The sequence below is a fragment of the Serratia sp. Ag1 genome, assembly GCF_000743355.1.
In the GTDB taxonomy this organism is placed as follows: domain Bacteria; phylum Pseudomonadota; class Gammaproteobacteria; order Enterobacterales; family Enterobacteriaceae; genus Chania.
Genome location: NZ_JQEI01000011.1, coordinates 19,984 through 33,097, shown reverse-complemented (window position 1 = coordinate 33,097; position 13,114 = coordinate 19,984). Strand labels below are relative to the sequence as shown.

Annotated in this window: 11 protein-coding genes and 2 tRNA genes; 6 read left to right on the top strand and 7 right to left on the bottom strand. The window is 48.0% G+C overall.

Features of this window, described 5'->3' with window-relative positions:
• Positions 1 to 24: 24 nt before the first annotated feature.
• The 5 genes from IV04_RS06465 to IV04_RS06445 form a co-directional block, all read right to left on the bottom strand.
• Positions 25 to 597 carry a TIGR00730 family Rossman fold protein gene (locus IV04_RS06465; protein ID WP_037399025.1) on the bottom strand — a complete coding sequence of 191 codons (573 nt, stop codon included), beginning with the start codon at positions 595 to 597 and terminating at the stop codon, positions 25 to 27.
• Between the two features lie 164 nt (positions 598 to 761).
• A tRNA-Tyr gene (locus IV04_RS06460) sits at positions 762 to 846 on the bottom strand.
• Positions 847 to 970: 124 nt separating this feature from the next.
• A tRNA-Tyr gene (locus IV04_RS06455) sits at positions 971 to 1,055 on the bottom strand.
• A gap of 158 nt (positions 1,056 to 1,213) precedes the next feature.
• Positions 1,214 to 2,062 (bottom strand): formyltetrahydrofolate deformylase, encoded by an 849-nt coding sequence (gene purU / locus IV04_RS06450; protein ID WP_037399028.1) that lies wholly within the window; start codon positions 2,060 to 2,062, stop codon positions 1,214 to 1,216.
• Positions 2,063 to 2,126: 64 nt separating this feature from the next.
• Positions 2,127 to 2,591 (bottom strand): YchJ family protein, encoded by a 465-nt coding sequence (locus tag IV04_RS06445; protein WP_037399032.1) that lies wholly within the window; start codon positions 2,589 to 2,591, stop codon positions 2,127 to 2,129.
• 143 nt (positions 2,592 to 2,734) lie between these two features.
• On the opposite strand from IV04_RS06445, the gene rssA reads away from it, so the two are divergent.
• From rssA to IV04_RS06420, 5 genes are all read left to right on the top strand, one after another.
• Positions 2,735 to 3,652: a patatin-like phospholipase RssA gene (rssA, locus tag IV04_RS06440; RefSeq protein WP_037399034.1), complete on the top strand. Its 918-nt coding sequence runs from the start codon at positions 2,735 to 2,737 to the stop codon at positions 3,650 to 3,652.
• 105 nt (positions 3,653 to 3,757) lie between these two features.
• On the top strand, positions 3,758 to 4,771 hold the full coding sequence (gene rssB / locus IV04_RS06435) for a two-component system response regulator RssB (RefSeq protein ID WP_037400002.1): 1,014 nt from the start codon (positions 3,758 to 3,760) through the stop codon (positions 4,769 to 4,771).
• Between the two features lie 211 nt (positions 4,772 to 4,982).
• Positions 4,983 to 5,900, top strand: a complete 918-nt coding sequence (gene galU, locus IV04_RS06430) for a UTP--glucose-1-phosphate uridylyltransferase GalU (protein ID WP_037399037.1) — start codon at positions 4,983 to 4,985, stop codon at positions 5,898 to 5,900.
• Between the two features lie 45 nt (positions 5,901 to 5,945).
• Positions 5,946 to 7,289, top strand: coding sequence for a UDP-glucose/GDP-mannose dehydrogenase family protein (locus tag IV04_RS06425; RefSeq protein ID WP_037399038.1), 1,344 nt, complete (start codon positions 5,946 to 5,948; stop codon positions 7,287 to 7,289).
• A gap of 9 nt (positions 7,290 to 7,298) precedes the next feature.
• Complete coding sequence (locus IV04_RS06420; protein WP_037399040.1) at positions 7,299 to 8,309, top strand: NAD-dependent epimerase; 1,011 nt, start codon at positions 7,299 to 7,301, stop codon at positions 8,307 to 8,309.
• A 130-nt stretch (positions 8,310 to 8,439) separates the two neighbouring features.
• On the opposite strand, the gene hns is transcribed toward IV04_RS06420, so the two are convergent.
• Positions 8,440 to 8,847: a histone-like nucleoid-structuring protein H-NS gene (hns, locus tag IV04_RS06415; RefSeq protein WP_037399045.1), complete on the bottom strand. Its 408-nt coding sequence runs from the start codon at positions 8,845 to 8,847 to the stop codon at positions 8,440 to 8,442.
• A gap of 700 nt (positions 8,848 to 9,547) precedes the next feature.
• Here hns and IV04_RS06410 point away from each other — a divergent pair.
• Positions 9,548 to 10,132, top strand: a complete 585-nt coding sequence (locus tag IV04_RS06410; RefSeq protein ID WP_037399048.1) for a thymidine kinase — start codon at positions 9,548 to 9,550, stop codon at positions 10,130 to 10,132.
• 158 nt (positions 10,133 to 10,290) lie between these two features.
• On the opposite strand, the gene adhE is transcribed toward IV04_RS06410, so the two are convergent.
• Positions 10,291 to 12,963: a bifunctional acetaldehyde-CoA/alcohol dehydrogenase gene (gene adhE / locus IV04_RS06405; RefSeq protein ID WP_037399051.1), complete on the bottom strand. Its 2,673-nt coding sequence runs from the start codon at positions 12,961 to 12,963 to the stop codon at positions 10,291 to 10,293.
• Positions 12,964 to 13,114: the final 151 nt, after the last annotated feature.

The window sequence follows — 13,114 nt, the reverse complement described above, 5'->3', positions numbered from 1 at the left end:
CGGCAGGCCGCTGGTAGAGAAAGGCTATTTTGCCCAACGATCGTAATTTTTAGCTTGGTAATCGTCGAGTTGTTGTAACAGTGTCTGCGCGGAATCACTGATGTGCAGGGTATCGAGATAATCTTGGCGCATAAAGCCCTGATCGGCGACCTGTTGTAAAAAACCGCTCAGTGGGCGGTAAAAATCGTTCACGTTCAGCAACCCGACCGGCTTGTTATGATAACCGATCTGCCCCCAGGTCCAGATTTCGAATAGTTCTTCCAGGGTGCCAATACCGCCGGGCAGGGCAATAAACCCGTCTGCCAGTTCCGCCATACGCGCTTTGCGGGTATGCATATCGGGAACCACTTCCAACTTGGTCAAACCGCGATGTGCAGTTTCTGCTTCCACTAAACGTTCAGGTATCACGCCGATGACTTCTCCACCGGCTTGGAGAACGGCATCGGCGACAATGCCCATCAACCCTTTTTTACCACCGCCATAAACCAAGCGTCGGCCTTTAGCGGCAATCACACGCCCCAGATTGCGTGCATTTTCAGCATACGCCGGATTAATGCCCTCACTGGCCCCACAAAAAACGCAGATATTATTACGCATACATCATTCCTGACCGCATTAAAGAAGCCAGTGGTATAACGAATTGTGAGCGTGAGTTCAAGTGATGGATTAGTTGGGGGAATGACTGAGGTGCTTAATGGCAAGAAGCAAACAGGTATAAGGGAGAAAGATGTTTGAGTAGGACTCGGAGATTGACATCAGGATGGTGGTGGGGGAAGGATTCGAACCTTCGAAGTCTGTGACGGCAGATTTACAGTCTGCTCCCTTTGGCCGCTCGGGAACCCCACCAGGGGTATTGATTAAAAGCCTGCTGAATTTCTATGTAAAGCTATCACGCTGAATCGCGTTAACTTCCCTCTCAGCATTCAATAAAATTCCGATTTTCGCGGCACTCTTATTGAGAGAGGAAAGATGGTGGTGGGGGAAGGATTCGAACCTTCGAAGTCTGTGACGGCAGATTTACAGTCTGCTCCCTTTGGCCGCTCGGGAACCCCACCACTGGCCTGGCTTGTAAAACATCTGTCTTAGCAAGCGGGGCGCATCATATCAAATGAAGCGCTCGTGTAAAGCATTGAAATGCAGAAAATGAATCGTTTGCCGTTTTTTTATTCTTGGCGGTGTTTCGATGAACGAAAGGCACCGCTTTCTTGTACAACTACAGGATCACTGTGCGGTTGCCATACACAAATACCCGCTGTGCCAGCACTCGATACAACGCACGGCTGAGAACGTTTTTCTCTACATCACGACCAGCACGCATCATATCCTCGGCTGAGTAGGTGTGATCGACATGAATGACATCCTGCATGATGATTGGGCCTTCATCCAGATTGTCGTTCACGTAATGCGCAGTGGCGCCGATAATCTTCACCCCGCGCTCGTACGCCTGGTGATAAGGGCGTGCGCCGATAAATGCAGGCAGGAACGAATGGTGAATGTTGATCACTTGGTTAGGGTAGTGCTGCACAAACTCTGGTGTCAGTACACGCATGTATTTGGCCAGCACGACATAGTCTGGTTGGTACTCATCGATCTGAGCCGTCATTTTCTGATCGTGCTGCTCACGGGTCAGGCCTTCGTGGCTTACCAGATGGAAAGGAATGTCAAAACGTTCTACCAGCGTTTGCAATGTAGCGTGGTTACCAATAACGGCAGCGATTTCAACGTCTAATCCACCGTAAGCACTTTTCATCAGCAGATCGCCCAGGCAGTGAGCTTCTTTGGTCACCAATACCACGATGCGGCGACGGCCTGAGTTATGCAGTTCGCGCACGGAACCCTGCGGCAATGCACTGTCCAGATCTGCCAGTAATGTGGCATCGTTGAAGATCCCTTCCAATTCCGTACGCATAAAGAAGCGGCCAGTCAGATGATCGACAAATTCATTATTCTGAACGATATTCAGCTCATGTTTGTAGCAAATGTTGGTGATTTTGGCGATTAACCCTTTTGCATCAGGGCAGATAGTGCGCAGAATTTTTCTTTGTACATTGTGGTGTGGCATAAGTATGTAGATCCTGTCTGATACCGGAGCCTATCTGTATCAGATAGGCTTTCAACTTGCAGGCTCATTGCCCGCAGCACTTTTTATATTTTTTGCCTGAACCGCAGGGGCAAGTGGCATTTCGACCCGGTTGGGGTTTGATTCCGTCGATATAGTACCAGCGTTGCCCAAGACGAAGAAAGCGTGAACGCTCATGTATTGCACTGGGCTGAGCAGTGCCGTCGCTGAAACGGGCAACAAATTCGACATAACCTTCGTCGGCGTTGCTGCCGGTCTTTTCTTCAACTACCGTCAGCCCAAGCCATGTCGTCTCGTTGAAGCTGTTGATTATAGCGTTTCGCGACGCTTCTGCTTGGCAGTCCGGGTGCCAGGTTGCCACCAGATAATCTGCACAATGTTTTACATAGGCACTGTAACGCGAACGCATCAGTTCGCCTGGTGTCGAAGCGTGCTGGTTGCCACTGAGATATGGTTCACAACAAAGGCTGTACTCGAGCCCGCTGCCGCAGGGGCATAGTTCAATCGCCATAACGTCTCAATCTGATTGGCTCGCGTGAATGGGAGCCATAGCTAAAATAAAGTTAAGGCCTATGTTACCTAACATTATTCATCAGTGACAATGTACCCTAGGCTTAGGGTTGAATTTATTCATCGAGCACAGGACGGCAAATAATGAGAAAAATCAAAATTGGTCTGGCATTGGGCTCAGGGGCTGCGAAAGGGTGGGCACATATTGGCGTGATCAACGCATTACGGAAACAGGGGATTGAAATTGATATCGTTGCTGGCTGTTCGGTTGGGGCGTTAGTCGGTGCGGCGTTTGCCTGCCATCGTTTGCCTTCTATGGAACATTGGGTCCGTTCCTTCAGTTACTGGGATGTGATCAAGTTGATGGATCTTACTTGGCAACGTGGTGGTTTATTGCGCGGTGAACGCGTTTTTAATACCGCATGCCAGTTGTTGAAGATAGAAGATTTTGCCGATTGTGCGCTCAAATTTGGTGCAGTCACGACCAATCTCAGCACCGGACGGGAACTCTGGATGACCAAAGGGGACATCCAGCAGGCAATTCGTGCTTCCTGCAGTATACCGGGCTTGCTGGCTCCTGTATGGTTTGAGGGGTATTGGCTGGTCGATGGGGGGTTAGTTAACCCCGTGCCGATTTCGCTGACCCGTGCGATGGGGGCCGATATTGTTATTGCGGTGGATTTACAACATGATGCCCATCTGATGCAGCAAGATTTGTTCTCCGTACATAAAACGAACGAAGACACAAATAGTGATGACGTGAATAATGGGGTGATAGACAATTGGCGCGGGCGTTTACGTGAGCGCATCAATAAAGTCATGCTGAAGAAACCCAACTTTACGCCAACTGCTATGGAGATCATGAGTACATCGATTCAAATGTTGGAAAATCGCGTGAAACGGACTCGTATGGCCAGCGATCCCCCAGATGTTCTGATACAACCGTATTGCCCTCAGATATCTACACTGGATTTCCATCGTGCTGGTGAAGCGATTGAAGCTGGCAGGTTGGCCGTCGAAAAACAAATGGATATCTTGGCTCCATTGATAAAAAATAAATAATTACCGGTTCTTAGGGTGGAATGATGCTGTCAGGGAGACTTTCGGCAGGCACAAGTGACCATTTTGAGCCACTATTACATCATGAAAAGGGAAGAGGCTCTGCCGATGGTATTACCACTGACAAATAAGCGCATCTTAATCGTTGAGGACGAACAGGTGTTTCGTTCGGTGCTTGTTAGCTATCTGAAATCGTTGGGCGCGCAAACCAGTGAGGCTATCAACGGCTTGTTGGCGCTGAGTGCGGTTGAAGAAGTGAAACCCGATCTGATCCTGTGCGATCTGGCGATGCCGGAGATGAATGGCATTGAGTTTGTTGAGCACCTGCGCCTGCAGGGGATACAAATTCCGGTGCTGGTGATATCGGCTACCGATAAAATGACGGACATCGCCAAAGTATTGCGGTTGGGGGTGCAGGATGTGCTGTTAAAGCCGCTGACCGATCTCAACCGCTTGCGTGAGGTCATCCTGGCTTGTTTGTATCCGAATATGTTCACCTCACCCGCGATTGAGGAGGTTGAATTATTCAAAGATTGGGATGCGTTGAGCAAAAATCCCTCAGAAGCGGTGAGGTTGCTTAAGCAGTTACAGCCCCCTGTCCAGCAGACTATCGCGGGTTGCCGTATTAATTATCGCCAATTGACGGCGGCTGAAAGCCCTGGATTGGTGTTGGATATTGCCGCACTGTCAGAGAAGGATTTAGCTTTTTATTGTCTGGATGTGACTCGCGCTGGAGATAATGGCGTATTGGCTGCTTTGTTATTACGTGCATTATTCAATGAATTGCTACAAGATCATTTAGCGAATCAACAACATCGTTTGCCGCAAATGTCAGCACTGTTAAAACAAGTTAATCAATTATTGCGTCGAGGAAATCTTGAAGGGCAATTCCCACTGTTGGTTGGTTATTATCACGCCGAATATAAAAATCTGATTCTTGTTTCAGCAGGTTTGCATGCCATGGTGAATACTGGCGATAATCAAATCCAGTTAAGCACTGGTATTCCTCTTGGTACGTTGGGCACGCCCTATATGAATCAGGTCAGCCAGCGTTGTGAGGCCTGGGAGTGCCAGATATGGGGCAACGGAGGCCGATTACGTTTGATGTTGAGTGCTGAATAAAACACCAACAAAGCAGCCATTCTGTTACATTCTGCCATTCAAAATGCCTATATATTAGTAGCCGCAGAGTTTTACTGCTAAGTAATAGTCTTAAATGTTTGCTATTTGTTTTTGGTGCCATACTTAGCGGGTTTAAACTGGTATACTTCGAAGGTTTTTTTGTTCAGTTGCATCAGTTCATAATTTGAGCTCGTATTATGGAGAGGAAATAATGCCTGCTTTAGATCGTAAAGTTAGAAAAGCGGTTATACCGGTAGCAGGTTTAGGGACGCGGATGTTACCAGCGACTAAAGCTATTCCGAAAGAAATGCTGCCGCTGGTTGATAAACCATTGATTCAGTATGTGGTGAATGAGTGCATTGCTGCTGGGATCAATGAAATCGTTTTGGTGACACATTCCTCTAAGAATTCTATTGAAAACCACTTTGATACCAGTTTTGAGCTGGAAGCCATGTTGGAAAAGCGAGTCAAGCGCCAACTGCTGGATGAGATTCAATCTATTTGCCCAAAAGGCGTCACGATCATGCAAGTGCGCCAGGGGATTGCCAAAGGGTTGGGTCATGCGATCATGTGCGCCTATCCGGTGGTGGGGGATGAGCCCGTTGCCGTAGTGTTACCTGACGTTATCATTGATGAATACAGTGCCAACCTGAATAAAGACAACCTGCATGAAATGTTGCAGCGCTTTGAGCAAACGGGTATTAGCCAAATTATGGTTGAACCGGTGCAACATAAAGATGTCGGAAACTATGGCATTGTCGATTGCCAAGGATCAACGCTACAACCCGGTGAAAGTACCCCGATGGTTAGCGTAGTTGAGAAGCCAGCCCCCGATAAGGCTCCGTCAAATCTGGCGATTGTGGGGCGTTATGTGCTTTCGGCTGAGATCTGGCCACTGTTGGCAAAAACGCCTCTGGGTGCTGGTGATGAAGTTCAGCTCACTGACGCGATTGATATGCTGATGCAGACGGAATGCGTTGAAGCCTATCATTTGAAAGGCGTGAGCCACGATTGTGGCAACAAATTGGGTTATATGCAGGCTTTCGTTGAATATGGTCTGCGTGATGCCAAGCTAGGACAAGAATTCTCACTGTGGCTGAAACATTTAGTAAACGGCGCACAGCAATAATTTCATAACTTATTGTCTTAATTTTTTAAAAACTAGGATTTTCCAATGAAAGTAACGGTTTTTGGTATTGGTTATGTTGGCTTGGTACAGGCCGCTGTACTGGCTGAAGTCGGTCATGATGTCATGTGTATTGATGTGGACGAAAAAAAGGTCGAGAACCTCAAGAAAGGGAATATTCCTATTTTTGAGCCGGGCCTGACACCATTGGTACAACAGAATTATGAAGCCGGGCGTCTGCATTTTACCACTGATGCTAAAGCGGGTGTGGCCCATGGCACCATTCAGTTTATCGCGGTTGGCACCCCGCCAGATGAAGACGGTTCTGCCGATCTCAAATATGTCACTGCAGTAGCACGCACTATTGCTGAGTACATGACTGAACCTAAGGTTGTGATTGATAAATCTACCGTGCCGGTCGGCACCGCAGATAAAGTGCGTGAAGTGATGACCGAAACGCTACGCAAGCGCGGCAGCTCGATTACGTTCGACGTTGTTTCCAACCCTGAGTTTCTTAAAGAAGGCGCTGCAGTTGCTGACTGCATGCGTCCTGAACGTATTGTTCTTGGTACTGACAACAAAGAGGTTATCGAACCTCTGCGTGAACTGTATGAACCGTTCAACCGCAATCACGATCGTATGATCCTGATGGATATCCGCAGTGCGGAACTGACCAAGTATGCGGCCAACTGTATGCTGGCGACTAAAATCAGCTTTATGAACGAAATTTCCAATCTGGCAGAAATGTTGGGTGCTGATATTGAGAAAGTGCGCCAAGGTATTGGCTCTGATTCTCGTATCGGTTATCACTTCATTTATCCAGGCTGTGGTTACGGCGGTTCCTGTTTCCCGAAAGATGTTCAAGCGCTGATTCGCACGGCAGAGCAGATCGGATATCAGCCAAAGATATTGCAAGCGGTAGAGCAGGTAAACTCCCAGCAGAAATATAAACTGACGGAATTTATCAAGCGTCACTTCGGTCATGAAGTCAAAGGAAAAACTTTTGCGCTGTGGGGCTTGGCTTTTAAACCTAATACTGATGATATGCGCGAAGCATCCAGCCGCGTGCTGATGGAAACGCTCTGGGAATTAGGGGCGTCTGTGCAGGCCTATGATCCAGAAGCCATGAGCGAAGCGCAGCGTATTTATGGCCAACGTGCCGATCTGAAGCTAATGGGCACCAAGGAAGCGGCATTACAGGATGCTGATGCGCTGATTATCTGTACTGAATGGCAGAATTTCCGGGCACCAGATTTTGACGTTATGAAAAAGGCGTTGAAGCAGCCAGTGATTTTTGATGGACGTAACTTGTTTGATCCAGACCGTTTGCAGGCACGCGGTTTTACTTATTATGGTATTGGACGCGGCGCGTCGATTAAGCCCGTTATTTAAGAGGTGAGTATGAAATTCCTGGTTACAGGCGCTGCAGGTTTTATTGGGTATCATGTAATAGAGCGTTTGTTAGCCGCTGGGCATCAGGTTGTCGGTATCGACAACCTGAATGATTATTATGATGTCGGCCTGAAGTTGGCGCGGCTTGGAATGCTGGCTGATAAGCCGGCATTCCAATTTATCAAGCTGGATTTGGCCGATCGCAGCGGTATTGCCGGGCTTTTCGTTGAGCATCAGTTTGAACGGGTGATTCATCTGGGTGCTCAGGCTGGGGTGCGTTATTCGTTAGAGAATCCGCTGGCATATGCTGATTCAAACTTGATTGGTCATCTGAACATTCTTGAGGGGTGTCGGCATAATAAAGTAGGGCATTTAGTGTACGCCTCATCCAGCTCGGTATATGGCCTTAATCGTAAGCTGCCATTTTCGACTGAGGATTCGGTTGATCACCCAATCTCTCTGTATGCAGCGACCAAGAAAGCTAATGAATTGATGTCCCATAGTTATTCTCACTTATATGGGTTGCCGACTACTGGGTTACGTTTTTTCACCGTGTATGGCCCTTGGGGGCGTCCGGATATGGCATTGTTTAAATTCACCAAAGCGATATTGGCAGGTGAAAGCATTGATGTATATAACCACGGTGAGATGCATCGTGACTTCACGTACATCGATGATATTACCGAAGCCGTGGTGCGTTTACAGGCCATTGTTCCGCAACCTAATGCTAATTGGACGGTTGAGCAAGGTTCTCCAGCAATCAGCTCTGCGCCATATCATGTTTATAATATCGGCAATAGCAGCCCTGTGAAGCTGATGGAGTATATTCATGCGTTGGAGAATGCATTAGGCATCACTGCACGCAAAAATATGCTGCCGATGCAGCCTGGTGACGTTATGGATACCAGCGCAGATACTGAAGAACTTTACCAGGCTATTGGATTTAAACCTGAAATCAGCGTTGAAGAAGGCGTTAAGCGTTTTGTTGAGTGGTATAAAACGTTTTATAAAGTTCAGTAAGTGAACAGGATAAAAAAGAGGCTATGGCCTCTTTTTTCATATGGATGTTAAGTCATTAAGTAAAAAGACAGGTGGGGGTGAAAAGCAAAAAGCCCCCATCGGGAGCTTTTTGAGTTAGCTGGAAAAGCTATTACAGCAGGAAATCGTCTAAGGATTTTCCCTGCTCTTCGAGAGCTTTTTTAATCACAGCTGGGGTACGGCCCTGGCCAGTCCAGGTTTTCATTTCGCCGTTTTCATCTTTATATTGGTATTTAGCTGGGCGCGCAGCACGTTTTGCTTTGCCAGCGGCTTTAGTAGCAGCCATTGTTTGCAGCAATTCGTTTGGATCAATACCATCAGCAATCAGCATTTCACGATATTGTTGCAGTTTGCGAGTACGCTCTTCAATTTCTGCTTGAGCTTGGCTGTCTTCATCACGACGCTCGTTAACAACAACTTCCAATTTCTCAAGCATCTCTTCCAGTGTTTCCAAGCTGCATTCTCTAGCCTGTGCACGTAGAGTACGGATGTTGTTCAAAATCTTTAATGCTTCGCTCATTGTTCTAGTCTCAAATTAAATTAGTGGTGGGGGGCTTTGGATAATAATAGAGTGCTCTTTTCCTTTCTGCAATAGCCAAATTGAAAGAGATCTTAAATTTATCTTTTAAAAACCCAATATTGAGAACTGTCTTGCTAATAGCACCTGAGAATCTAACTATTACGCTACGTGATTTTAAGCTAAATTCTTAGCCTGAAAGGTATGTTCATCAAGCGGAAAAGCATTTCGTCGGGCAGTTATAATTGTACCTAATGACAATATGAGCGTAAGCCCCGTGGGCTTAATCACTGACAAAAGATGCAGGCGGCGTGAACAAAGTGGGTAGTAGGTAAAGATAACGTCAGCAACATCATATCCTGCTGGATTGTAATTATCCCCCCTAGTAATAGGTAGCAAGGCTTTTAATAGCATCGGACCAGACTTGTTGGCAGGGAGTTTGTAAGCTTTCTCATGGCCATTGAGTCATCATTAATGAGTTTGGTTAATGATTAGTAATAATTAAATTGTGATGGATTAGGGGGCTCATTCTGTAAATAGATGTAAAAACGGGCAAGGTTTGCGGCAAAAAGCTTCATTGACAAACGGGCCTATTACTTGTCCCGATAATGGCCCTTTGTCAGGCTGAGTCTGACGAGCGGATATGCTACACTGGAAAGTGCATTTTAACTGAATATTTCTTATACCACTGGAGTCGCGGGCCATGGCTCAGCTTTATTTCTATTACTCTGCTATGAATGCGGGAAAATCTACCGCGTTATTACAATCTTCATATAATTATCAAGAACGTGGTATGCGGACGTTGGTGTTTACGGCTGAAATAGATCACCGTTTTGGCGTGGGTAAAGTCAGTTCCCGAATTGGGTTGTCGTCACAAGCGCAACTCTATAATAACGGTACTCAACTGTATGCCATGATTAACCAGGAACATCAGCAACAACCCGTACATTGCGTTCTGGTGGATGAGAGCCAGTTCCTGACCAGAATGCAGGTCGAGGAGCTGTGTGAGGTGGTTGATCAATTAGATATTCCGGTATTGTGTTACGGTTTGCGAACGGATTTTCTTGGTGAACTGTTTATTGGCAGCCATTATTTATTGGCTTGGGCCGATAAACTGGTAGAGCTGAAAACCATTTGCCACTGTGGTCGCAAAGCCAATATGGTGTTGCGTTTGGACGAAAACGGGCAGGCGCTGCATGCGGGCGAGCAGGTGGTTATCGGTGGTAATGAAAGCTATGTATCCGTATGTCGCAAGCATTACAAAGAAGCGATAAAGGCACGGGAATGATATCACAGTGGCTTATGGTGGCCTCTGTGCGGTTTTAACAGGATATCGGTAGAAACGTCCGGATTGCCATTTAAACGTGCAGAATGCACTTGATGCTGTCTCTATGGATATAAAAAACCCGCCAAAAAGGCGGGTTTTTTGTCAGTTAAGCACATGGCTTATTTCTTGGACTTTCTCTCGGCTTTGGCAGCAACAGGCGCCGCAGCTGCAACTTCTTCTGTGGCTTCGCTGAATTCACGGCCATAGAAGGTATCCAGCATGATTTGCTTCAGTTCGGCAATCAGCGGATAGCGTGGGTTAGCCCCAGTACATTGGTCATCAAACGCATCTTCAGACAGTTTGTCAACTTTCGCCAGGAAGTCCGCTTCCTGCACACCAGCTTCCCGGATAGAAGCAGGGATGCCCAGTTCCGCTTTGATCTCGTCCAGCCATTTCAGCAGTTTCTCGATCTTCTGAGCCGTGCGGTCGCCCGCAGCGCTCAGGCCGAGGTGATCGGCGATCTCAGCGTAACGGCGACGCGCCTGTGGGCGGTCGTACTGGCTGAATGCAGTCTGCTTGGTTGGGTTATCGTTAGCGTTATAACGGATAACGTTCGAGATCAACATGGCGTTGGCCAAACCATGTGGAATATGGAACTCAGAACCCAGTTTGTGGGCCATTGAGTGGCATACTCCCAGGAAGGCGTTAGCAAATGCAATACCGGCGATGGTCGCAGCGTTGTGAACACGCTCACGTGCTACCGGGTTTTTCGCACCTTCTTTATAGCTGACTGGCAGATATTCCTTCAGCAGCTTCAGCGCTTGCAGTGCCTGGCCGTCTGAATATTCGTTGGCCAGTACAGAAACATAGGCTTCCAGGGCGTGAGTGACCGCATCCAGGCCGCCGAAGGCGCACAGGGATTTTGGCATGTTCATCACCAGGTTGGCATCGACAATCGCCATATCCGGGGTCAGCGCATAGTCTGCCAGCGGGTATTTCTGGCCGGTAGCGTCGTCGGTTACAACCGCAAACGGCGTGACTTCTGAACCGGTACCTGAAGTGGTAGTGACAGCGATCATCTTCGCTTTCACGCCCATTTTCGGGAACTTATAGATACGCTTACGGATATCCATAAAGCGTAGGGCCAGGTCTTCGAAGTGGGTTTCAGGATGTTCGTACAGCACCCACATGATTTTCGCTGCGTCCATTGGTGAACCACCACCCAGCGCGATGATCACGTCTGGCTTGAAGGAGTTCATCTGCTCGGCACCTTTGCGCACGATGCTCAACGTTGGGTCAGCTTCAACTTCAAAGAACACTTCGGTTTCAATACCGTGCGATTTCAGAACTTTGGTGATCTGATCGGCATAGCCGTTATTGAACAGGTAGCGGTCGGTTACGATAAAGGCGCGTTTTGCCCCATCGGTAGCCACTTCTTCCAGCGCGATAGGCAATGAGCCACGGCGGAAGTAGATTGATTTAGGAAGTTTGTGCCACAACATGTTTTCTGCTCGCTTCGCTACAGTTTTCTTGTTGATCAGGTGTTTTGGACCGACGTTTTCAGAGATGGAGTTACCACCCCAGGAACCGCAGCCCAGCGTCAGCGATGGTGCGAGTTTAAAGTTGTACAGATCACCGATACCGCCCTGAGATGCCGGGGTATTGATCAGAATACGTGCGGTTTTCATCTTGTCGCCAAAATATTCAACGCGCGCAGTCTGGTTGTCTTGATCGGTGTACAGGCAAGAGGTGTGGCCGATACCGCCCATGGCGACCAGTTTCTCGGCTTTGCTGACTGCGTCTTCGAAGTCTTTGGCACGGTACATCGCCAGAGTCGGCGACAGTTTTTCGTGGGCAAACGGCTCGGATTCGTCAACCAGTTTCACTTCACCGATCAGGATCTTGGTATTGGCAGGGACTTTAAGACCGGCCATTTCAGCGATCTTCGGTGCAGATTGCCCCACGATGGCGGCATTCAGGCCACCATTCTTCAGGATGATATCCTGAACGGCTTTCAGCTCTTTACCCTGCAGTAGGTAGCCACCGTGGGAGGCGAAACGCTCGCGAACGGCATCGTACACAGAATCCACCACGATAACCGACTGTTCAGACGCACAGATTACGCCGCTGTCGAAAGTTTTCGACATCAGGATAGAAGCAACAACGCGTTTGATATCGGCGGTTTCATCAACCACGACCGGGGTGTTACCAGCACCTACGCCGATAGCCGGTTTGCCGGAGCTGTAGGCTGCTTTCACCATGCCAGGGCCACCGGTAGCCAGAATCAGGTTGATGTCCGGGTGATGCATCAGTTGGTTAGAGAGGTCAACGGTAGGTTGATCGATCCAGCCGACGATATCTTTTGGCGCACCCGCAGCGATAGCGGCCTGCAACACAATATCAGCCGCTTTGTTAGTGGCATTTTTCGCACGTGGGTGCGGAGAGAAAATAATACCGTTACGGGTCTTCAGGCTGATCAGCGCTTTGAAGATGGCAGTAGACGTTGGGTTGGTGGTCGGTACGATACCGCAAATCAGGCCAATGGGTTCAGCGATAGTGATAGTACCGAAAGTATCATCTTCAGAGAGGATACCGCAGGTTTTTTCATCTTTATAAGCGTTGTAGATATATTCGGAAGCAAAGTGGTTCTTGATAACTTTGTCTTCAATGATCCCCATGCCTGATTCTTCAACGGCCATTTTAGCCAAAGGAATTCGGGCATCGGCAGCGGCGAGGGCAGCAGCGCGGAAAATCTTATCAACTTGTTCTTGTGTGAAGTTGGCATACTCGCGCTGGGCTTTTTTGACACGTGCTACAAGCTCGTTCAGTTCAGCGACATTCGTTACAGCCATAATGCTCTCCTGATAATGTTAAACTCTTTCAGTAAATAAGCCGTTCGAGCAACTAGTATAGACTTGTGAAAGGAAGGCGTCTGTTAAGGTACTACGGCTTTCCTATCTTTATGCGCTGCGTATGGCTGATTAACTTAAAGAGCTTGCAGTT

Bases quoted from the DNA above. Each gene is read 5' to 3' on its own strand.
- rssB (WP_037400002.1), top strand. From the start codon at position 3,758: ATGGTATTACCACTGACAAATAAGCGCATCTTAATCGTTGAGGACGAA.
- galU (WP_037399037.1), top strand. From the start codon at position 4,983: ATGCCTGCTTTAGATCGTAAAGTTAGAAAAGCGGTTATACCGGTAGCA.
- IV04_RS06445 (WP_037399032.1), bottom strand. From the start codon at position 2,591: ATGGCGATTGAACTATGCCCCTGCGGCAGCGGGCTCGAGTACAGCCTT.
- hns (WP_037399045.1), bottom strand. From the start codon at position 8,847: ATGAGCGAAGCATTAAAGATTTTGAACAACATCCGTACTCTACGTGCA.
- IV04_RS06465 (WP_037399025.1), bottom strand. From the start codon at position 597: ATGCGTAATAATATCTGCGTTTTTTGTGGGGCCAGTGAGGGCATTAAT.
- purU (WP_037399028.1), bottom strand. From the start codon at position 2,062: ATGCCACACCACAATGTACAAAGAAAAATTCTGCGCACTATCTGCCCT.
- IV04_RS06410 (WP_037399048.1), top strand. From the start codon at position 9,548: ATGGCTCAGCTTTATTTCTATTACTCTGCTATGAATGCGGGAAAATCT.
- IV04_RS06425 (WP_037399038.1), top strand. From the start codon at position 5,946: ATGAAAGTAACGGTTTTTGGTATTGGTTATGTTGGCTTGGTACAGGCC.
- rssA (WP_037399034.1), top strand. From the start codon at position 2,735: ATGAGAAAAATCAAAATTGGTCTGGCATTGGGCTCAGGGGCTGCGAAA.
- IV04_RS06420 (WP_037399040.1), top strand. From the start codon at position 7,299: ATGAAATTCCTGGTTACAGGCGCTGCAGGTTTTATTGGGTATCATGTA.
- adhE (WP_037399051.1), bottom strand. From the start codon at position 12,963: ATGGCTGTAACGAATGTCGCTGAACTGAACGAGCTTGTAGCACGTGTC.